Genomic DNA, 21,590 nt, shown 5'->3' with positions numbered 1-21,590 from the left:
CGTCAGCGTACGGGCGTCGGGTCGGCTCGCAGTGCAGGTGTCAGGGAGCCGGGACGTCACACGGTCGCCTTGTCCACATCGCGAACCGCGATGCTGACCGTTGCGGGCCTCGAAGTCAACCCCTGTCGGTGCGGATACTGTCCAGCCGATACTCGAAGTGTCTCAGGTGGAGCGGGTGACTCCACCGGGGACCTGGAGCAGACATGACGGGGAACGACGGGGCAGGGGCCCTGACAGGGAACACGGTCACAGGGAACACGGTCACAGGGGACACGGTCACGGGGAACACGGCCACGTGGCGCCACCGGGTGCACGCGGACCGGATCCGGGCACTCGTGCAGACCGACCCGCTGGACGTCCGCGTCCAGCCGGTCGACGCCACGTGCTGGCGGGTGGTCGACGGCGCGGCGGGACAGGACGACCCGGCGATGCTGCTGGGCTTCGTCGAGCAGCGTGACGGCGGGTACCGGTGCACGCTGATGGCGACGCTCGACGAGCACCGGTGCGTCGGGTCGCTCGAGGCGGCGCACGCGTACTTCGAGCACGTGTGCGGCGAGCAGGGGACGGAGCCGACGTGCTGACCGCGACTGACACGACCGCGACCGCGACCGGGCCGACCTCCACCGTCACGACCACGCCGGCCGAGTCCCTCCGGTCCGACCTGCCGCGGCTCGGGCAGCGCCTGGACGCCAGACGGCTGTCCGACCACGCTGGCACCGACCGCCGTGACGGGGTCCGCCTGCTCGAGGACGTGTACGGCGCCGAGGACGTCGTCTTCGGCCGTGGCGAACCGTTCCGCTGGCGGCTCCGGACCCTCCGCGACCTCAACGTCGAACTCGTCAACTCCGCCGTGACCACCGACCGCCGTGGCGACCTCGACGGCAGTGGATGGCTGACGCTCGGGTGGACGGCGTGCGGCGGTGTCGGCGTCGACACCGGGGCCGACCGGGTCGTCACGGAACCCGGCATCCCCGTCGTGTTCCCCGTCGACCGGCCGTACTCGGTCGTGGTCCCCGCGGGCGTGCACCACCTGGTGCGCATCGACCTCGGGTTCATGGAGACCGTCGGGGCCGTCCTGAACGGCGGAACCAGGAGCGGCTCGGCGACCTTCCGGATGCAGCCGTCGCCCGAGGCGCTGCCCGGGCTCCGCACCGCCCTCGGAGCGGTCGCCACGGCTGCCTTCGGTGACGTCGACCCGCACCAGGCGCGGCTGTCCCTGCAGGTCCAGCTCGCGGAGTGGGTCGTCCGCGCCTACGGCGGCCGCTCGGATCGGCGGGAGCTCGGCGCCGGCAGGACGACGGTCGAGCTGGCGCAGGCGTACCTGGCGGAGCACTGCGGCGACCAGGTCACGCTCGCCGACCTGTGCCGCGCGACCGGGGTCAGCGCCAGGACACTGCAGAGCGCGTTCCTGCGCTACACCGACAGCACCCCGATGACGTACCTGCAGCACATGCGCCTGGACCGGGTCCGGATCGCGCTGCAGCTCGCCGACCCGGGGTCCGTCACGGTCGCGACCGTCGCCCGCGAGTGGGGCTTCCGGCACATGGGACGCTTCGCCGGCACGTACCTGCAGCGGTTCGGGGAGTACCCGGGCGAGACGCTCCGCGGGCTGCCGACACGTCGTCTCCGCAGCCGCGCCCTGCCCAGATCGGCGTGACGGTTCGGCATACCCGGGTCTGGCCGGGTACCGTACCAGGATGAGCTCCGACACGAACAGCACCACCGAACCCATCGACGAGGGGCCCGTGGTGACGTTCGCCGACCTGGGGCTCAGCGAGCCCGTCCTCAAGGCCGTCAAGGACATCGGGTACGAGACCCCGTCCGCGATCCAGGCCGCCACCATCCCGACCCTGCTCGCCGGGCGTGACGTCGTCGGTCTCGCCCAGACCGGCACCGGCAAGACGGCGGCGTTCGCGCTGCCCGTCCTGTCCCGCATGGACGCCGGCAGCAAGCTGCCCCAGGCGCTCGTGCTCTCGCCGACCCGTGAGCTCGCGCTCCAGGTCTGCGAGGCCTTCGAGCAGTACGCGTCCCACATGAAGGGCGTCCACGTGCTGCCCGTCTACGGCGGCCAGGCCTACGGCGTGCAGCTGTCGGCACTGCGTCGTGGCGTGGACGTCGTCGTCGGCACCCCCGGTCGCATCATGGACCACATCGCCAAGGGCACGCTCGACCTGTCCGAGCTGAAGTACCTGGTGCTCGACGAGGCCGACGAGATGCTCAAGATGGGCTTCGCCGAGGACGTCGAGACGATCCTCGCCGAGACGCCGGACACCAAGCAGGTCGCGCTGTTCTCCGCGACGATGCCCGCGCAGATCCGCCGCATCTCGAAGCAGTACCTCAACGACCCGGCCGAGATCACCGTCAAGGCCAAGACGACCACGTCGGCGAACACCTCGCAGCGCTACCTCATCGTGTCGTACGCGCAGAAGGTCGACGCACTCACCCGCATCCTCGAGGTCGAGGACTTCGAGGGCCTGATCATCTTCGTCCGCACCAAGAGCGAGACCGAGACCCTGGCCGAGAAGCTCCGCGCCCGCGGGTACGCCGCCGCCGCCATCAGCGGTGACGTCGCCCAGGCGCAGCGCGAGCGCACCGTGAACCAGCTGAAGTCGGGCAAGCTCGACATCCTGGTCGCCACGGACGTCGCCGCCCGCGGCCTCGACGTCGACCGCATCACCCACGTGGTGAACTTCGACATCCCCGTCGACACCGAGTCCTACGTCCACCGCATCGGCCGCACGGGTCGTGCCGGCCGCAGCGGTGCCGCGATCAGCTTCGTCACCCCGCGCGAGCGCCGCCTGCTCACCGCGATCGAGAAGGCCACCCGCCAGCCGCTCACCGAGATGACGTTGCCCTCCGTCGAGGACGTCAACGTCACCCGCCTGACTCGCTTCGACGACGCGATCACCGCGGCACTCGAGCAGCGCGGCCGGGTCGAGGCCTTCCGCGACATCATCGCCCACTACGTCGAGCACCACGACGTCCCGGAGGCCGACGTGGCCGCCGCGCTCGCGGTGGTCGCCCAGGGCGAGACGCCGCTGCTGCTCGACCCGGCCGAGGACGCCCTCCGCCGCCAGGTCGAGCGCGACCAGCGCAAGAGCCGCGACGAGCGCAAGGGCCGCGAAGAGGACGGCGGCGACCGTCGTCGTCGCTCGGTCCCGATGACGCCGTACCGCATCGAGGTCGGTCGTCGGCACCGCGTCGAGCCGCGCCAGATCGTCGGTGCCCTCGCGAACGAGGGTGGCCTGCGCCGCGACGACTTCGGCGCGATCCGCATCCAGCCGGACTTCTCCATCGTCGAACTGCCGTCGGACATGCCCGGCGACGTGATCGAGCGCCTCCGCGACACCCGCATCAGCGGCCGGCTCATCGAGATCCAGCCCGACCGCCGCGGCGGCGGTTCGCGCCGTCCTCGCGACGACGACGACCGTCCGGCGCGCACGTCGCGCTACTGACGCGAGATCGCTCTGACGGGAGGCCCGGTTCCAGCTGGAACCGGGCCTCCCGTCAGTTCGTGGGTCGTGTCCGGCCCGGTCCGTTGCGGGACTCCGCACGGTGGCCGCACTTCGGCCGCCACCCGTTCCGCCGGCACCCGGCCGGTGCTTGCATGTCCCCGGGACGCGACGGGAAGTCGCGTGGACAGGGGAATGATCGTGTTCAAGACAGTGCTCACCGTCGCGGCAGCAGCCGCGCTCGTCGTCACCGGGGCGCTCCCGGCGACGGCCGCACCGGCAGCGAAGCCGGGTGCGCCGACCTCGGTGCGGGTCGTCGGCACCGCCGACCAGGCCACCGTCCAGTGGTCGCTGCCGCGGAGCGGCGCGAAGGTCGTCGGGTGGACCGTGGCCGTCACGCCCGCCGAGGAGCAGCCCGACAACGGTGTCGACCGGCTCGGCGCAACGGCGCGCTGGGACCGCTTCGGCGCCCTGCACGCGGGGACGACCTACACGTTCGCCGTCAGCGCGGTCGGCGCGAAGTCGACGACGGGGCCGGCCGTGAAGGTCCGGTACACGGCGACCGGGGCTCCCGCGGAGACCGAGACGCAGTCGCTCTTCGCACTCGACGCGTCCGGCGCCGTCGTGCGCTTCGGCACGGACGGCTCCACCGCTGCGACGACCATCGCCGCGAACGGGGCCGGCTACACGGCCGACGACCGCGGTGACGTGTTCGTGCCCTCGGCTGACCTGACCTCGATCGTGATGTACCCGGCCGGTGGCCGCGCACCCCAGACGATCGCGACGGGGCTGCACCTGACCGCCGACCTCCGTTCGGACGTCGCGGGCAACCTGTACTGGAAGGACTCGGTCTCCGGCGCCGTCAAGGAGCTGCCGGTCACCGGTGGCACCCCGGTGACGGTCCTGCCGAGCACCGGCATCACGTGGGCGGTCGGCCGCGACGGCACCGTGTCGGAGTGGACCGGTGACACCTCGAAGGCATCCGTCACCAGCCGGACCCCGGCGGGGACGACCACCACCCGCACGCTCAGCTACGGCACGACCGGCACCTTCGGCTACGTCCGCACGATGATCGCCGACGGCCGCGGAGGTCTCTACGTGAACTGGCTGTCGCCGGGCGCTGCCGGTGCCTACATCTGGCAGGCACTGCCGGCCGGTGCGACCACGTGGACCTCGGCCGAGCCGAAGCTCGCGTTCGAGTACGGCGCCACCAACTCCGCCGGCTTCCGCCTGGCGCAGTCGGCCGCCTGGTGCCCGACGCCGTCCGAGTACACGCCGACCGGCTGTGGCGTGGACCGTTCGATCACGACGACGGTCGTCCGCGCCGCTGACGGCACCACGACGACCGTCCCGGTGAGCGGCGTCACCGCTGGCAACCGCGGCGCCAACGTCGGTGCTGCGGACGAGGCCGGCGACGTCTTCATCGACGTCGACAGCGGTGCGACGCCCGGGCTCTGGCGTCTGCCGGCAGCCGGTGGTGCTGCGCAGCAGCTCGCCGGCGCGCAGTTCAGCCGCCTGCTCGTCATCTGACCGACGACACCAGCGCAGCGAGAAGGGCCCAGCACCGCGGTGCTGGGCCCTTCTCGCGTGGTGCCTGCGACTCATGTGGTGCCGGCGGCTCGTGTGGTGCCTGCGACTCGATGGTCAGGCGACGCCCACCAGGGTCCGGCGGCAGACCTCGTCCCACGGCGTCGGTTCCATCCCGAAGTGGGCGCGCGCCGCGGCGTCGTCGAGGACGTAGGGGGTGGTCCACTGGTACAGCAGCGGCACCATCTCCCGCAGCACCGGTGCGACGATGCCGAGCGCACGGACCGCGGGCCCGGAGAGGCCACGGACCTGCACCGGTGGCCTGCCCGCGGCGGCCAGCACGTCGGACAGGGCCTGCGCCTGCGAGGTCGGCGGGTTCGAGGGCACGTTCCACGTCCGACCGTGCGCAGAGGGGTCGTCCGCCGCCGCGACGAGCGTCCGTGCGACGTCGAGCACGTCCGTGAAGGTGTGCGGCAGGTCGGTCCGGCCGATCATCCACGCGCCCTTCCCGCGGAGCGCCCCGGGCAGCACGCGGGTGACGTGCGCGTTCACCCCGGTGCCGGTGCCCACGTAGTCGGATGCGCGCACCTCCACGGCCCGGATGCGTCCCGCGCGGTGGGCGTCGAGGGCGTCCTGCCACATCCGGGCCCGCAGGACGCCCTTCGCGTCCGTCGCTGCGTCCGGCAGGTCCTCGTGCATCGCGCCCTGGACCGGGCCGTACGGGTACAGGTTCCCGGTGACGGCGTACACGGCGCCCGTCCGCTCGGCCGCGGTCAGCAGCGCGGCGGCGAGCGGCGGCCAGGCGGCCGCCCACTGCGAGTAGTCGCCGGGGTTGGCGCAGTTGTACAGGACCGCAGCGCCCTCGGCTGCCCGGGTGAGCGCGTCGGCGTCGGCGGCGTCGAGGGCGACGTGCGCCGCGCCTCCGACCCCGGTGTCGCGACCCGAGCGACTGGCGACGGTGACGCGGTCGCCGCGTTCGACGAGCAGTGCGGCGACGTGGCGGCCGACGGGGCCGGCGCCGACGACCAGGTGGTGCTCCGGCATGGGGTTCCTCTCCTCGGGATTCCGAGAGCACTGCTCTCGCTTCGCTGAGCATCGCACCCCTGGCATGCCTGCGCAAGAGCAGTGCTCTCGTTTGTGGGCACCGCTCTCGCGTGCGAGGGTTGTGCGATGGTCGAGACGGCGCGTGCACTGGCCAGACAGGCACTCCGCTCCCGGATCCTCGAAGCGGCGCGCGTGCGGCTGACGGGGGAGGGGCCCGCGCAGCTGAGCCTCCGTGCGGTGGCGCGTGACGTGGGGATGGTCTCCTCCGCGGTGTACCGGTACTTCCCGAGCCGCGACGACCTGCTCACCGCGCTGCTCGTGCAGGACTACGACGAGCTCGGCGAGGCCGTCGAACGGGCGGACGCCGGGCACGAGCGCACGGACGTCGGCGGGCGGTGGATGGCCGCGTGCCGGGCCGTGCGGACCTGGTCCCTCGAACACCCGGGGGACTTCGCACTGCTCTACGGCAGTCCGGTGCCCGGGTACGCGGCCCCGCAGGAGACGATCGAGCCGGCCACCCGGGTCACACAGGTGCTGGTCCGGATCGCGGTGGACGCCATGGCCGACCGTGCGGTCCCGACGCCCTCGGTGTCGCCGGCGCCGGCTGCGGTCGGCGGCGTGGTCGCACCGGCGCTCGCCTACGTCCGGTCGCGCGGGATCACCGACGATGCCCCGGCAGAGGCCGTGATGCGGACGATCATGGCGTGGACGACCCTGTTCGGCGCGGTGTCCTTCGAGCTGTTCGGCCACACCGTCGGCGTGGTCGCGGACCACGCCGAGTACTTCGACCGGCTCGTCGAACGGCTGGCCGCCGACATCGGGTTCTCCGCGATCGGGGGCGTGACAACGACGCCTCCCCTGAGGTAGACAGGTCCGGACACCCGAGCCGAGACCCGACGGCGAGGAACCAACCACCCCGCGCGATCAGGAGCAACGGTGCAGCGGAGCAGGACGTACGTCGTCGGACCGGGAGCCAGAGGGTGACCGCGCTCGACGTCAGCAGGCAGGACCGTCGACGTCTCGGCGGGAGCACGGGGCGACGACGGCTGGTCACCGTGCGGACCGTCGCGCTGCTGGCCTCCCTGGCGGGGATCAACTACGTCGGCTGGCGCTGGTCGGCGTCGGTGAACTGGCACTCGTGGTGGATCGCCGTGCCGCTGGTCCTCGCCGAGACGTACAGCGTGATCGACTCGCTGCTCTTCGCGTTCGGCGCCTGGAAGCTCCGCGAGCGGGGCGAACCGCCGACCCCGCCGACGACCGACGTCACCGTGGACGTCTTCATCACCACCTACGACGAACCGGTCGACCTGGTGATGCGCACCGCGCTCGCGGCGCAGGCCATCCGGTACCCGCACAGCACGTGGATCCTCGACGACGGCAACCGCGCCGACATGCGTGCGGCGGCTGCAGAGGCCGGGCTCGGCGTGATCACGCGCGGGCAGGACTGGGTCGACCGCCCCCGGCACGCGAAGGCCGGGAACCTCAACAACGCGCTGCTGTCGACGCAGGGGGAGTTCCTGCTCATCCTCGACGCCGACCAGGTGCCGGACCCGGCGATCCTCGACCGCACGCTCGGGTACTTCAAGGACCCGCGGATGGCGCTCGTGCAGACCCCGCAGTGGTTCGAGAACGTGCCGGACGCCGACCTGCTCGGCAGCCAGGCCCCGCTGTTCTACGGCCCCATCCAGCAGTCGAAGGACGGCTGGAACGCCGCGTTCTTCTGCGGGTCGAACGCGATCCTCCGTCGCGAGGCGCTGATGCAGCTCGGGATCTCCCGCTACGTGCGCGAGGTCGAGACCTCGGTGCGGCGCACGCTGGTGACGTCCCGCCGCCTGCTCTCCCGCGCCCGCGAGGACGAGACCGATCCGCGTGTGCTCGGCGCGCTCGACGACGCCGAGGCCGTGGTGGACCGCGCCCGCGACCAGATGGCCGCCGACGAGCCCCTCGGCGACGTCACGTACGACTTCCAGCGTGGCATCGACGCCATCGCGTTCCGCTTCGCCGCGGCCGACCTCGAGTCCGTGCGGAACGACCTGCAGGAACTCGCGGCGATGTCGACCGACGCGGACACCTTCGCGGGGCTCGACGACGCGGCGCTCGACGTCCTCGGGCAGCGGAACGCCTCGCCCGTCGCCGCCATCGAGGCGATCGCCGTGCTGGCCAGGGCCGTCGACGTCAACCGCGGGGACGAGGCCCAGCCGATCATGCCGCTGGCCACCATCTCGGTGACCGAGGACATGGCGACCGCGATGCGCCTGCACGGGCTCGGTTGGCGGTCGGCGTACCACGACGAGATCCTGGCGAAGGGCCTGGCACCCGAGGACCTGCCGACGATGCTCGTCCAGCGGCTCCGGTGGGCGCAGGGCACGATGCAGGTGTTCTTCCGCGAGAACCCCCTGGTGCAGAAGGGTCTGTCGTTCGGGCAGCGGCTCATGTACTTCTCGACCATGTGGAGCTACCTGTCCGGCTTCGCGGCGATCGTGTACATCGCCGCGCCGGTGCTGTGTCTGTCGTTCGGCGTGGTCCCCGTGCAGGCCTACAGCGTCGACTTCTTCGCCCGGCTCATCCCGTTCCTGGTGCTCAACCAGCTGCTGTTCTGGGTCGTCGCCGCGGGCAGGCCGACCTGGCGCGGCCAGCAGTACTCGCTCGCGCTGTTCCCGGTGTGGATCGAGAGCGTGACCAGCGCGTTCGAGAACGTGTTCCGCGGCAAGCCCCTCGGGTTCCGCGTGACGCCGAAGGTCCGCGACGAAACCGCCATGAAGCCCCGGTGGGACCTGGTCCGACCGCAGTTGTTCGCGATGGGGTCGCTCGTCGCCGCGCTGCTCCTGATCGGTGTCCGGTACCTCACGGGGCAGGCGTCCGGTGTCGCGCCGCTCGTCAACACCGCCTGGGTCGTCTTCGACCTCGTCATCTTCAGCATCGTCATCCGAGCGGTGCTGTACCGCGGACCGGCCCCCAGCGGGCAGTCCGGCCACACGTCGAGCACCGCCGGAGGACCCCTGTGACCACGTTCGACGTCCCCGCCGTCCCGACCAGCCTCGACACGGTGCAGGACCGCTTCGCCACCTGGTGGGACGGCCTCGGCGTCGACGACGTCGCCCACCGGTTCGCCCTCGAGACCGCCCTGGCCGAGATCGCGGCGAACATCGTCGAGCACACCGGGCGCCGCGACCAGCAGGAGGGGCGCCGCTACACGGTGCAGCTCGAGGCCACGGACCAGGCCTTCACGGCCGTCCTCCGCGACAACGGGCTGCCCGTCGACATCGACCTCGCCGCGGTGACCATGGCGGACGTCGAGGCCGAGAGCGGCCGCGGACTGGCGCTGGCCCTGGCGGCGCTCGACCGGCTGGAGCACCGGCACGAGCACGGCCACAACGTCTGGACCCTGGTGTGCGAGCGGTGAGGGGGCACCTCGTCCGCCTGATCGCCCTCATCGTCACCGCCGGCACGCTGCTGCTCGGTGGCGTCGCGCCCGCGCAGGCGGCGACGGCGACGGCCACTGCGAAGCCGTCGGCGGCGGCGACGGGACCGATCGCCCCGCCCAGCGGGAAGGCGTGGTTCGGCCCGGACCTCGACTGGGGCGCGGACGCGCCCGACGGGTACGAGGGACGACTCGGGGCGACCCCGTCCACCTACGGCGTGGAGATCCAGTACCCGCTCGACCGCGCCGCCGAACGGCTGCTGCTCCGCTCGACCCGTGCTGCTGCGGCGCAGGGCGCGACCCTCGTCGTGGGGCTCGAGCCCGGCGTCGCCCTCGGGTCCCTCACCACCGCCGACGCCCGTCGTACGAACACGCTGTTCGAGCAGATCCACCGGCAGTACGGCACGCAGCTGCTCGTCCGGTTCGCCCCGCAGATGAACGGCACGTGGGTGCAGTGGGGGCAGCAGCCGACGCAGTACGTCCGGGCGTTCCAGGGCTTGGCCGAGGCGGTACACGCCGGGTCGTCCGACGCGGCCATGGTCTGGTCGCCGTCGTACGGCGCGGGCTACCCGTTCGGGGAGTCGGCCGGACGGCTCCGCGACCTGTCGGCCACCGACGTCGAACGTCTCGACACGAACGGCGACGGGGCGCTCACCGCCGCGGACGACCCCTACGGCCCGTACTGGCCGGGTGACGCCGCCGTCGACTGGGTCGGGCTGTCGATGTTCTCCTTCGGCAAGGGCGCGGCGACCCAGGCCGCCGGGCGCGACGTCCCGCTGATGACGAACGAGGTCCCCACCGCCGGCGAGGTCGAGGCCCGCTTCGACGAGCGCTGGGGCTACGACCGGCAGCAGCCGCAGACGTTCTCCGACCGCTTCGCCGTCGGCCACGACCGCCCGATGCTGCTCGACACCGGCGCCCTGTACGACCACGCGCTGCGCGGCGCCGACGAGCTCCCCGTGAAGCAGGGCTGGTGGAACCAGGTGTTCGCGGCGGTCCAGGACCGTCCCTACGTCCGCGCCGTGACCTTCGTCGAGACGAACCGGCGCGAGCCCGAGGCCGGCAACCGCCTGGCCGACTGGCGCGACACGGCTGACAGCGGTGTGGCGGCGTCCTTCCGCCGGGACCTCCTGGCCACGGACCGGTTCGTGACCGGCCCCGTCACCGAGGAGGTGACGCACCGGGACGGCGCCGTCGCGACGAACCAGCAGCTCGACACCGGCGGCGACCAGATGGCCTGGATCGTCTGGGTCGCGGTCGGCCTGGCACTGGCGTTCCTGCTGAGCGGCGTCGTCGGCCGACTCGTGCCGAGCTGGCGCTACCCGGACGACGGCAAGCCCGGGCGTGACCTCCGCCTCGACCTGTTCCGCGGGTTCATCATCCTCGCGGTGGTGATCACCCACATCGAGATCGGCGGCCCGTACTCGTTCATCACGCTGCACGCGGTCGGGGCGATCACGGGCGCGGAGATGTTCGTGTTCCTCTCCGGCATGGTCCTCGGCATGACGTACCCGCTGGCGATCAAGCGGTTCGGCGAGTGGGCGGCGGCCGTCGGTGCGTGGAAGCGCGCGCGGAAGCAGTACCTCGTCACGCTCGTGGTGATCGCGGTGGTCTTCGTCCTGAGCTTCGTGCCGTTCCTCGACACGGACGCGATCACGACCTTCACGGACCGGGGGACCGGCACCGGCGGCGTCGGGGCCGAGGGGCGCGTCTACGACCTCTACCCGAACGCCATGCAGCTCCTGGCGTACCCGCCGCCCTGGTACGCGATCCGGCAGTTCCTGCTGCTCGAGATGGGCCCGTGGCCGTTCAACATCATGGGCCTGTTCGTGGTGCTGAGCCTGTTCATCCCGCCGCTGCTCTGGGTCATCCGCCGGGGCTTCTGGTGGGCGGTGCTCGCCGGCAGCTGGGCGCTGTACGTGTTCCAGGCGCTGAACCCGGCCTTCCAGCCGCTGCACTCCCAGTTCGAGGCGGTGTTCCCGCTCCTCACCTGGCAGATCGTCTTCACGCACGGCCTGGTGCTCGGGTACTACCGGCGCCAGATCGTCGGCGCGCTGACCGGCCGCCTCGGCAAGGTGCTCATCGGCGTCGGGGTCGTCGGCTACGCGGCGTTCCTGGTGTACGTCTGGGCGGCCGCGCAGTTCGGGTTCACGCCCGTGCCGTTCCCGGCGTCGATGTACGACCAGCTCTACAACACCGCGTACCAGCGCGTCGACCTGCAGTGGGGACGGCTGGTCGACATCGCGTTCTTCGCGATCGTGTCCTACGCGCTGCTCACGGTGTTCTGGAAGCCGATCAACGCGGCCATCGGCTGGCTGTGGATCCCGATCGGGCAGGCGAGCCTCTACGTGTTCGTCTGGCAGGTGTTCTTCGCGCTGGCGATCGCGTCGATCCCGGGCGTCGACTGGGGCAACGTGTGGATCGGCTTCGCGGTGCACTCGGCGCTGATCCTGCTCGCCTGGTACATGGTCCGCCGGAAGTTCCTGTTCTCGGTCATCCCCCGCTGACGCGGGCACGTCCCCGCGGGTCTTTCCCCGCGCCGCAGGTCCTTTCGCGCGGGTCGTTCCCCGCGTTGCAGGTCGTTTCGCGCGTACGCAGTCAATTCGCGCGTAGGGGGTCGGAACTTCCGACCCCCTACGCGCGATTCCACTCGCCCAGCTGGCACCGCGACGGACGGGAGGCTCGGTGCCAGCTGGCACGGAGCCTCCCGTCCGACAGGTGCGCGTCAGCGCGTCGCGAGCGGCGTCGGGTCCACCGGGTCCGGCGGCACCGGGAGCGACCCGCGGATCTGGTTCTGTGCCTGGCAGTCGCTCGTGCAGTTGGTCGCTCCGGCGCTCAGCTCGATCGCGTCCTCGCCGAGCACGCCGCCGAGGCGACCACCGGGCTGGACGGTCCACGTCGTCGTGGTGGCGGTCTGCGACGTCTTCGTGGCGACCTGCGGGCTGTCCTTGCCGAGGAGCATCTGGTGCGCACCGCTGCCCGAGGTGACCGCCGGGGTGCCGTTCCCGAAGTTGATCTTCCCCGTGTACGGGTTCGTGAAGTAGAACAGCCCGGCGCCGAGCGTGTGGGTGAACGTCACGGGAGCGGCGAACTCGGTCTCCATCTGGAAGACACCGCCCTGGGCGCCGTCCTTCGCCTGGATCTTGAACTTGCCCGCACCGGTGCTGAAGATCGCGACGAGGGTGTCGTCCCGGACCTCGAGCGACGACAGGCGTGTGCCGGCGAGCTGGGCTGCGGTCAACGACGGCACCTTGGACGCGAAGACCACGGTCGGCGTGGTGACCATCCGCTGCGTGTCGGCGGCTCCGGTCAGCGTGTAGTCGGACACGCCGAGGTCGGCGACCCGGATGTCGAAGCCGTTGTGCCGGCCGCGCACCGCGATCGTGCCGGAGACGGCGGTGTCCCGGAGCTTGAAGTCCTTGCCGACGGTGGGGTTCGTGGTGGTGCCGTTCACGGTGACGGCGTAGTCCCCGCCGGTCGAGGTCTTGCCGGACGCCTGCGCGGGGGCGACCCCGACGAGGGCGACGGCGGCGACGGTGACCGCGGCGATCGCGGCGGCCACGCCGACGGTGCGACCGCGGGCCGTGCTACTGCGGGCCGTGCGACCGCGAGCCGTGCGACCGTGCGCGGTGCGGCGGGGTTCGAGGGTGTGGTCCATGGTGTGCCTCCTGGTCTGCGGGGCGGTTCGACCCCTCGGCACGATCGTCGCCGGTCCACCACGCCACCACCATCGGACCTTGGTACTAGTACCCCGTCACCAGCCGTGGTCCCGCGCCCAGAGCGCCGCACTGGTGCGGTCCGCGACGCCGATGCGCCGGAAGACACTGCCGACGTGGACCTTCACGGTGCGTTCGGCGATGCCGAGCTCGCTCGCGATCTGCCGGTTCGACAGCCCACGCGCCAGGCGGACGAGCACGTCGCGCTCCCGCGGCGGCATCGCGGGTGCCGGGTCGGGCGCGGTGGCACGTGCCGGGTCGGCGGGCAGCAGGCCGTGGGCGACGCGGGGGTCGATCGGTGCCTCGTCCCGTGCCGTGGCCCGGACCCCGCGCACGACGTCGTCCGGGTCCGCGTCCTTGAGCAGGTACCCGGTGGCACCGGCGACCAGGGCGGCGCGGACCCGCTCGTCGTCGGCGAACGTCGTCAGCACGAGCACCCGGGCAGCGGGCACCCGCGCACGCAGGGTCCGCGTCGCCGCCACCCCACCCCCGCCGGGCATCGACAGGTCCATCACGACGACGTCCGGCAGCAGCACGGCGGCGAGGTCGACGGCTTCCTCACCGGTGGCTGCTTCGCCGACGACCTCGCAGTCGTCGGTCGTGTCGAGCACGGCACGCAGCCCGTTCCGCACCAGGGCGTGGTCGTCGACGAGCAGCACCCTCACCATCCGCGTCCTCCTGCGGGGATCGAGAGCTCCCAACGCGTACCGGAGCCCGGCGCGGTGCGCAGGCGGAGGGCACCACCGGCGTCCTCCGCGATCTGGCGCAGCAGCGTCGTGCCGAGGTGCCCGCTCCGCCGCGTGGACAGGACGCCGTCCGGGTCGAACCCGACGCCGTCGTCGGTGACCACCACGACGAGGTCCTCGCCGCTCCGACGGACGACGACCTCGACCGCCGAGGCCCCCGCGTGCCGGACCGTGTTCGCGACCGACTCGCGGACGAACCGCACCGTCGCGAGCAGTGCGGCGGGGGAGGCGTCGATCGTCGACGGCACCGACACGGCCGTCCGCACACCGGCCGCCCGACCCCGAGCCGTCGCGTCGTCGAGCGCCGCCACGAGTCCCTGCCGGTCGGGCACCGGCGGCTGGATCGCCGACATCGAGGACCGCAGCGTCGACACCGCCGCCCGGAGCGTCGTCGCGGACTCGTCGAGCACCGCCGCCCCGGAGCCGGTCGTGGTGCGGGCCGCGGCGCCGAGCGACAGGGCGAGCCCGGCGATGTCCTGGACGGGCCCGTCGTGCAGGTCCGCCGCCAGACGACGACGCTCGGCGGTCTCCGCGTCGAGCGCCCGCACGAGCAGACGCTCCCGCTCCCGTTGGCCCGCCCGCAGCCGGAGCAGCAGCCACAGCACGACGGGCAGGAGCAGCGCCACGGCGACCGCGACCGTCCCGAACGCGAGCGTCGCGAACGCCGACCGGAGCGACGCGGCACTGGCCAACACGGCGTCGTACGGGTAGTAGACCTCGAGCAGCAGCGGTGCGCCCGACGGGGTGTGCACCGCCTGGTACGCCTCGAGCAGCCGCCCCTGACCGCGTTCGTAGCGGTTCTCCGGCTCGGTCAGGTCCGACACCTCGGCGTCGGACCGGTCGGTCTCGAGCGCCTCGAGGTCGTCCTCCGACAGGGCGAACCGCTGCCCGACCAGCCGGGGTTCGTCCGACCACAGCACGGTGCCGTCCGGCGCCCAGAGCTTCACGCGGACGGCGGCGCTCGCCGCGGTGACACCCCGGACGGCACGGGCGAGCTCGTCCGCGGCGGCTGCTCGGCGGGCGGCTGGTGCGTCGCGGTCCGCGAGATCGTCGAGGAGCGCGGGTTCGACGACCGAACGGGCGACGGCGGCGGTGTCGTCGGTGGCGTCCTCGACCGCGAAGCGCTCCGCCGTGCGCTGCGACACGAGGGTCCCGACCGTGGCCACCGCGGCGCCACCGAGCAGGGCGACGAGGACGACCCCCACGAGGACGCGGCCCCACGGGGTCGTCCGCGCCGGGCGGCGGCGGGCGTCGGGCGCGACCACGAGCAGGCTGCGGTCGTCGGACGCGCTGGAGTCGGTCGTCGACGCTGCTCGGTGCACACGGTCACCGTAGCCGCGGGAGGGCGGTCGATCAGCGCGTTGCGGGTCGATCCGCGCGTGGCAGGTCGAATCGCGCGTTGGGGGTCGGAACTTCCGACCATCGACGCGCGATCCCGCTTGCCAGCCGGCACCGACGGCGGACGGGAGGCTCCCCACCAGCTGGCACCGAGCCTCCATGCCGTGAGCCCCACCCCCGGCGCGACGCGCTCAACCGGCGGGGAGGTCCGCCGCTGGAGCGACCCCGGAGTCTGACGGGCGCCCGTCGAGCGCGCGCGTGGACGAGCGCACCGTGAGCGTGCTCGGCAGGACCCGACTCGCTGCTGAGGTGCCTCGGATCTGGTCCAGGAGGAGCCGGAAGGCGGTCTCGCCGAGCGCTTCGAAGTCGAGACGGGACGTGGTCAGGGGCGGGCTGAAGAAGGTCGCCTCGGGCATGTCGTCGATCCCGACGATGGAGAAGTCGGCGGGGGCGCTGAACCCACGCTCCCGGAGCACACTGACGAAGCCGAGCGCGATCTCGTCGTTCGCCGAGAGGACACCGGTGAACGTGGCCGGATCGGCTGCTTCCGCTGCCGCGGCTCCCGACTGCGCGTCCCATTCGGCGCAGTGGAGCAGCGGCAGCTCGTCGACGTCGTGCGCGGCGAGTTCGTCCCGGTAGCCGCGGACCCGCTCGGATGCCTCGTTCCGGTTGCCCGGACCGGCGAGGTGGAGGATCCTCCGGTGCCCGAGGTCGAGCAGGTGGCGTGTCCCGAGGCGGGCGGCACCGTAGGAGTCCGCGTGGACGGACGTGACACCGCCCGTCGCGCGTTCGGACAGCGACACGACCGGGACCGAGGCGCCGATGTCCTCCAGGACCGTCTCGACACCGAGGTACGGGGTCCCGACGACGATGCCGTCGACGCGCATCGAGGTGAAGTTCCCGAGTGCGCGCCGCACCTCGCCCCGGGTGCTCGGCGCGTCCGGGTCGAGGTCGAGCTGCGCGGTGAGGAGGGACTGCCCCTCCGCGCGCGCAGCTCTGCTGATGCCGGTCAGGATCCCGGTGTTGCCGAAGTTCAGCGGGCCCATCGCGAGGAACCCGATCGTGTCCGTGTGCTGCGCCCGGAGGATCTGGGGCAACCGACTGTGCCGGTAGCCGAGTTCGCGGACCGCTCGCTCGATCCGCCCCTTCGTCTCTGCTGAGACGTAGCCGCCGGTGTAGAACCGCGAGACGGTCTGCGCGGAGACCTGCGCAGCGCGTCCGACGTCCGCCATGCTCGGCCGCCGTGCCGGTTCGGTCGACCCCGCTCCGCGTTCCATGCGGCTCCCGCTCTCGATCGCCACCCATCAACCGGTGGACCAATTCCCGCCAGCCCCTTGCGGGGGGCGACACCTCGTGCCTATGTTATCCGTAACGCTCATGTGTTACCCATAACACAGTGCGGCGAGCGAGGGCTTCCTCGCGCATCGAAGGAGATGACATGAGACAACGACGTTTCGGGATCGCGCTGGTGGCTGCCGGTGCGGCGATCGCACTCGGCCTCACGGGCTGCTCGGCCGGAGGCAGCGCCGACAGTGGCGGCAAGACCACAGTCAACTACTGGATCACCACGCAGCAGGGGCCGGCCGCGAAGGCACTGAAGTCGATGGTCGCGGACTTCGAGAAGGCCAACCCGGACATCACGGTCAACGTGACACAGAAGAGCACCGACTCGCTGAAGACCGCACTGCGGCAGGCGGCTGGCACGCCGGCGATGCCGGACGTGTACTTCCAGTGGTCCGGCCTCGGCCTCGGTGGCACCTACGTCAAGCAGGGCGTCGACCTCGACCTGACGAAGTACTACGAGAAGTACGGGTGGGACAAGCGCTTCACGAAGAGCGCACTGCAGTCGGTCACACAGTACGGCGGACACCACGGGGTGCCGTACACCGCGAACGTCGAAGCGATCGTCTACAACAAGGCACTGTTCGCGAAGGCGGGGATCACGTCGACGCCCACCACGTACGACGAACTCGTCGACGCCGCGCAGAAACTCACCGACGCGGGCATCACCCCCATCGAGTTCGGCGGGAACGTCAACTGGTACGTGATGCGGCTACTCGACAACCTGCTCGAGACGAACTGCGGGGCGAAGACCAACGACGAGCTGACCGCGCTGAAAGCCGACTGGGGCAAGGAGGAGTGCGTCACGAAGTCCTTCTCCGATCTGAAGACCTGGGCGACGAAGTACTTCAACACGGGCTGGGTCAGCATGAGTGACGCCCAGGGCCAGCAGGTCTTCTACCAGAAGAAGGCTGCCATGGCGCTCGAGGGCGACTGGTTCGCCGGCTTCCTGGGTGAGGCGAAGTTCTCCCCGACGTCGGACCTCGGAGTGTTCGCGTTCCCGACCGGGACCGACCGCATCTACGGCCTCCAGCAGGCCAACTACATCTCGAAGACCTCGAAGAACCCCGATGCCGCCGCGAAGTTCCTGGACTTCTGGATGAGCAAGGCCGAACAGACGAAGTACGCCGGCGCCTGGTCGCAGGTCCCCGTCGTCGAGGGCGTCCCGGTGAAGGACAACGGGGTCGGCCTCAGCGAGCCGTTCAACGCGCTGGCCAGCGAGGCCAAGGGCCAGTTCCAGAACAACGACCAGACCCTCCCGCTGGACGTGACGACGGAGTACTGGCGCATCATGAACGGCGTCGCGACCGGGTCCATCAAGCCCGCCGCCGCCGGCTCGGAGATGCAGACCTTCATCGAGAACCGCTCCGGGAACTGACATGACATCGGTCCGTGTCACCCCCGCACGCCAACGGGAGACCCGTCGGCGTGCGGGGCGCCGTCCCTCAGGGTGGCGAGCTGCGCTGCCCTTCCTGCTCCCCGCGATCGCGCTCTTCGTCGTCTTCCTCGTGTACCCGATGGCCTCGACGGTCGTCATGAGCTTCTTCGCGTGGGACGGCTTCGCGACGTCCCCGAAGACGTTCGTCGGGTTCGACAACTACGTCCGCATCTTCACGCAGGACCCGGTCTTCTGGCCGGCGTTCCGGAACACGGTCGTCTGGGTCGTCCTGTCCCTGGTCGTCCCGACGGCACTGGGGCTGGGCATCGCGCTCGGTCTGAACCGGAAGCTGTTCGGACGCAACCTGCTCCGATCGGCGTTCTACATCCCCGCGGTCCTGGCGTCGATCGCCGTCGCGACCATGTGGGTGTGGCTCTACAACCCCCAGTCCGGCTTGGTCAACGGCGTCCTCGACGCGGTCGGACTGCACGCGCTGTCGCAGGACTGGCTCGGCAACTCCCACATCGCGCTCTACGCGGTGTTCGTGGCCTTCGTCTGGCAGACCGCGGGCTTCAACATGGTGCTGTACCTGGCGGGCCTGCAGAACGTGCCGGAGGAACTGGTCGAGGCGGCGAAGCTGGACGGCGCCGGTCGCGTCCAGATCTTCCGCGCCGTGACCTGGCCGGCACTCCGGCCGACGACCATCATCGTCGTCGTCCTGACGATGATCAGCTCGCTGAAGGTCTTCGACCTCATCGTCGGCACCACCGGCGGAGGACCTGCGCAGTCGACGCAGGTGCTCGCGCTCTGGTCCTACCAGCAGTCCTTCTCGAACCACGTGTTCGGGCTCGGCAACGCGATCGCCACCGTCCTGTTCGTCGTCAGCATGATCCTCGTCATCCCGTACATGGTCTGGACCTTCCGAGGGAGCAGGGAAGCATGAGCACCGCAATCGAACCCGTGGCCGCCATCGACACAGCCACCCGGGGTCACAGCCGCACGCAGACCAGCTCGGCCGTCACCACCGGACGGCACCGCGACTGGGGGCTCGTCGGCCTCTGGATCGCGCTGGTCATCGCCGCCGTGATCTGGATCGTCCCGTTCGTCTTCATGTTCATCACCTCGGTGAAGAGCCAGGCCGACGTCGCGAACCTCGCACCGTGGGCACTCCCGACGACCTGGGACTGGGGCAACTACACCGACGCAGCACAGGTCGGCAACATCTGGCAGTCCGGAGCGAACAGCCTCGTGATCGCCGTGATCAAGGTGCCACTCGGGCTGTTCCTGTCCGCGATGGCCGCCTTCGCGCTCTCACGCCTCCGCTTCCGGTGGCAGCAACTGCTGCTCGGCGTCATCGCCCTCGGCACGCTCATCCCCGTGCAGGTCGCCCTCGGACCGCTGTTCTCCACGATGCTCAGCCTCAACCTGCTCAACACCAAGCTCGGCATCCTGCTGCCGTACCTGGCGTTCGGTGTCTCGTACCAGGTGTTCATCCTCTACGGCTTCTTCAAGGCGATCCCTGAGGACCTCGACGAGGCCGCACGCATCGACGGTGCGTCGAACTGGCGGCTGTTCTTCCAGGTCATCCTGCCGCTGGCGAAGCCGGCCCTCGCGGCGTTGTTCATCCTCGACTTCGTGTCGACGTGGAACGAGTACCCGATGGCACTGACGCTGCTGCAGACCACCGACCAGTTCACGATCCCGCTCGGCATCACGAACTTCCAGACCCAGTACGGGTCCAACTACCCCCAGCTGAACGCCTACATCATCATGTCGATCCTGCCGGTCCTGATCGTCTACCTGATGTTCCAGCGCTACTTCGTCCAGGGCGCCCTCGCCGGTGCCGTGAAGGGTTGACCATGACCGACGGCACCGCCGCGTTCGACGCGACGTCCCCACTGTTCGACGTCCTCCGGGACCACGCCGCCGCCGCTGTGCTCCGACGGCACGCGCCCTCCGTCGTGGAGTCGACACTCCTGCACACGTACCACGGACAACCCCTCGGCCTCGTGCTGGACACCGAGGAGGCCCTCACCGACGAGGACCGCCGGGCCGTGCTCGCCGAGCTCGAGGCGATCGGACGCCCCGGTACCCCGACGACGGGACACCGTCCGCCTCCGGCGCCGTCGCGCGACCACGAGTCCCAGGACGTCCCACAGGCGTCTGCAGGGGTCTCCGCCCCGACCGACGGGAGGCTCTGGGAACGACTCGAGATCCGTCTCGACGGTCCGTCCCACGGCAACCCCTTCACCGACGTCGAACTGACCGCCCGGTTCTTCGGACCGGACGGCGCGAGCGCCGACGTGCTTGGGTTCGCCGCCGGGGGCGGCGAGTACCGGATCCGGTTCCTGCCGCCGACGGTCGGCGAATGGCGGTGGGAGACGACGAGCAACGCGCGGTCCCTCGACGGGATGACCGGGACCATGGACATCACGGCCGGACCGTCCCACGGCCCGGTCCGCGTCGCCGACGGGTTCCACTTCCGCTACGCCGACGGCACGCGCTACCTGCCGATCGGGACGACGAGCTACGCCTGGACGCACCAGCCGGAGGCGCTCCAGCAGGAGACGCTCGACACTCTGGCAGGGTCGCCCTTCACGAAGATCCGGATGTGCGTCTTCCCGAAGTCCTACACGTTCAACAGCAACGACCCGGAGCGCTACCCCTTCGCCCGGAACGACGACGGCACCTTCGACCTCGAGCGGTTCGACCCGGAGTACTGGGACCGCCTCGAGCGCCGCATCGACGACCTCGGAGCGCTCGGCATCGAGGCGGACCTCATCCTGTTCCACGCGTACGACCGCTGGGGCTTCTCCACGATGGATGCGGCCTCCGACGACCGGTACGTCCGGTACGTCGTCGCCCGACTCGGTGCGTTCCGGAACGTCTGGTGGGCGCTCGCGAACGAGTTCGACCTGCTGTTCGACAAGACCGAGGCCGACTGGGAGCGGTGGGCAGCGATCATCCAGCACTGGGACGCCGCCGACCACCTCCGGTCCATCCACAACTGCCGGCAGGTGTACGACCAGTCACGGCCCTGGATCACCCACGTCAGCATGCAGCGCATCGATCCCGTGCGGACGGCCGAGCAGACGGGGGAGTGGCGCAGCGCCTGGGGCAAGCCCGTCGTGATCGACGAGATCGCGTACGAGGGCGACATCGACCAGGGCTGGGGGAACATCACCGGGGAGGAGCTCACCCGGCGCTTCTGGGAAGGCACGCTCCGCGGCGGCTACGTCGGTCACGGTGAGACCTACTTCGCCGCGGACGAGGTCCTGTGGTGGGCCAAGGGCGGGGCGCTGCGCGGCACGAGTCCGGACCGGATCCGCTTCCTGACCGACGTCGTCGAGGGCTCCCCGCACGGAGTCCTCGAACCGGTGCCCTCCGACTGGGACGCGACCGTCGCCGGTGTGCCCGGTCAACAGCTCGTCTACTACTACGGGTTCAACCGACCACGCTTCCGCCGCTTCTTCCACGACCCGACGATCGAGTGGGAGGTCGAGGTCCTCGACACGTGGGGCATGACCATCGAGAAGCTGCCGCGCACCGTCTCCGGTCGCTTCGTGGTCGACCTGCCCGGTCGCCAGTACATGGCGATCCGGCTGACGCGTCTCGTCGAGGACTGAC

The 21,590-nt window shown here is 71.1% G+C and carries 17 protein-coding genes; 12 read left to right on the top strand and 5 right to left on the bottom strand.

The annotated features are described in order from the left end of the window. Window positions 1-203 precede the first annotated feature (203 nt). The 4 genes from OXR63_RS05545 to OXR63_RS05530 all read left to right on the top strand — a co-directional run bounded on the left by OXR63_RS05545 (window position 204) and on the right by OXR63_RS05530 (window position 4,982). Window positions 204-581, top strand: a complete 378-nt coding sequence (locus OXR63_RS05545; protein ID WP_267420648.1) for a hypothetical protein — start codon at window positions 204-206, stop codon at window positions 579-581. Next, entirely contained in the window at window positions 575-1,657 is a 1,083-nt protein-coding gene (locus OXR63_RS05540; RefSeq protein ID WP_267420647.1) for a helix-turn-helix domain-containing protein, read from the top strand. The genes OXR63_RS05545 and OXR63_RS05540 overlap by 7 nt, the downstream gene beginning before the upstream one ends. A gap of 40 nt (window positions 1,658-1,697) precedes the next feature. After that, window positions 1,698-3,455 (top strand): DEAD/DEAH box helicase, encoded by a 1,758-nt coding sequence (locus tag OXR63_RS05535; RefSeq protein WP_267420646.1) that lies wholly within the window; start codon window positions 1,698-1,700, stop codon window positions 3,453-3,455. Between the two features lie 198 nt (window positions 3,456-3,653). Continuing rightward, window positions 3,654-4,982: a fibronectin type III domain-containing protein gene (locus OXR63_RS05530; protein ID WP_267420645.1), complete on the top strand. Its 1,329-nt coding sequence runs from the start codon at window positions 3,654-3,656 to the stop codon at window positions 4,980-4,982. A gap of 114 nt (window positions 4,983-5,096) precedes the next feature. Here OXR63_RS05530 and OXR63_RS05525 read toward each other — a convergent pair whose 3' ends face one another. Further along, a complete protein-coding gene (locus OXR63_RS05525) occupies window positions 5,097-6,023 on the bottom strand; it encodes an NAD-dependent epimerase/dehydratase family protein (RefSeq protein ID WP_267420644.1) in 927 nt (308 codons plus the stop codon). A gap of 126 nt (window positions 6,024-6,149) precedes the next feature. Between OXR63_RS05525 and OXR63_RS05520 the strand changes: the two genes are divergently transcribed. The 4 genes from OXR63_RS05520 to opgC all read left to right on the top strand — a co-directional run bounded on the left by OXR63_RS05520 (window position 6,150) and on the right by opgC (window position 11,951). Beyond that, window positions 6,150-6,890 (top strand): TetR/AcrR family transcriptional regulator, encoded by a 741-nt coding sequence (locus OXR63_RS05520; protein ID WP_267420643.1) that lies wholly within the window; start codon window positions 6,150-6,152, stop codon window positions 6,888-6,890. A gap of 113 nt (window positions 6,891-7,003) precedes the next feature. Beyond that, a complete protein-coding gene (locus OXR63_RS05515; protein WP_441315717.1) occupies window positions 7,004-9,028 on the top strand; it encodes a glycosyltransferase family 2 protein in 2,025 nt (674 codons plus the stop codon). Beyond that, a complete protein-coding gene (locus OXR63_RS05510; protein WP_267420642.1) occupies window positions 9,025-9,426 on the top strand; it encodes an ATP-binding protein in 402 nt (133 codons plus the stop codon). The genes OXR63_RS05515 and OXR63_RS05510 overlap by 4 nt, the downstream gene beginning before the upstream one ends. Then, window positions 9,423-11,951, top strand: coding sequence for an OpgC domain-containing protein (gene opgC, locus OXR63_RS18335; RefSeq protein WP_267420641.1), 2,529 nt, complete (start codon window positions 9,423-9,425; stop codon window positions 11,949-11,951). Before OXR63_RS05510 ends, opgC begins: the two co-directional genes overlap by 4 nt. 218 nt (window positions 11,952-12,169) lie before the next feature. On the opposite strand, the gene OXR63_RS05500 is transcribed toward opgC, so the two are convergent. The 4 genes from OXR63_RS05500 to OXR63_RS05485 all read right to left on the bottom strand — a co-directional run bounded on the left by OXR63_RS05500 (window position 12,170) and on the right by OXR63_RS05485 (window position 16,476). Continuing rightward, entirely contained in the window at window positions 12,170-13,102 is a 933-nt protein-coding gene (locus tag OXR63_RS05500) for a hypothetical protein (protein ID WP_267420640.1), read from the bottom strand. Window positions 13,103-13,198: 96 nt separating this feature from the next. Continuing rightward, on the bottom strand, window positions 13,199-13,828 hold the full coding sequence (locus OXR63_RS05495) for a response regulator (protein ID WP_267420639.1): 630 nt from the start codon (window positions 13,826-13,828) through the stop codon (window positions 13,199-13,201). Beyond that, the gene (locus tag OXR63_RS05490) at window positions 13,822-15,228 is read right to left on the bottom strand and encodes a sensor histidine kinase (protein WP_267420637.1); all 1,407 of its coding nucleotides are present in this window, start codon (window positions 15,226-15,228) and stop codon (window positions 13,822-13,824) included. The genes OXR63_RS05495 and OXR63_RS05490 overlap by 7 nt, the downstream gene beginning before the upstream one ends. Window positions 15,229-15,435: 207 nt before the next feature. After that, window positions 15,436-16,476 (bottom strand): LacI family DNA-binding transcriptional regulator, encoded by a 1,041-nt coding sequence (locus tag OXR63_RS05485; RefSeq protein ID WP_267420635.1) that lies wholly within the window; start codon window positions 16,474-16,476, stop codon window positions 15,436-15,438. A 206-nt stretch (window positions 16,477-16,682) separates the two neighbouring features. Between OXR63_RS05485 and OXR63_RS05480 the strand changes: the two genes are divergently transcribed. Genes OXR63_RS05480 through OXR63_RS05465 form a run of 4 tightly spaced genes read left to right on the top strand, consistent with a single transcriptional unit; the run spans window position 16,683 to window position 21,589 of the window. Continuing rightward, window positions 16,683-17,963 (top strand): ABC transporter substrate-binding protein, encoded by a 1,281-nt coding sequence (locus OXR63_RS05480; protein ID WP_267420633.1) that lies wholly within the window; start codon window positions 16,683-16,685, stop codon window positions 17,961-17,963. Between the two features lies 1 nt (window position 17,964). After that, window positions 17,965-18,906: a carbohydrate ABC transporter permease gene (locus OXR63_RS05475; protein ID WP_267420632.1), complete on the top strand. Its 942-nt coding sequence runs from the start codon at window positions 17,965-17,967 to the stop codon at window positions 18,904-18,906. Further along, window positions 18,903-19,820: a carbohydrate ABC transporter permease gene (locus tag OXR63_RS05470; protein WP_267420631.1), complete on the top strand. Its 918-nt coding sequence runs from the start codon at window positions 18,903-18,905 to the stop codon at window positions 19,818-19,820. The genes OXR63_RS05475 and OXR63_RS05470 overlap by 4 nt, the downstream gene beginning before the upstream one ends. Before the next feature lie 2 nt (window positions 19,821-19,822). After that, window positions 19,823-21,589 (top strand): DUF5605 domain-containing protein, encoded by a 1,767-nt coding sequence (locus OXR63_RS05465; RefSeq protein ID WP_267420630.1) that lies wholly within the window; start codon window positions 19,823-19,825, stop codon window positions 21,587-21,589. Window position 21,590: the final 1 nt, after the last annotated feature.

The organism is Curtobacterium sp. GC_Cur_3 (assembly GCF_026544205.1).
In the GTDB taxonomy this organism is placed as follows: Bacteria; Actinomycetota; Actinomycetes; order Actinomycetales; family Microbacteriaceae; genus Curtobacterium.
The sequence above is the reverse complement of the archived record's forward strand: the minus strand, read 5'-3'. Positions and strand labels throughout refer to the sequence as shown.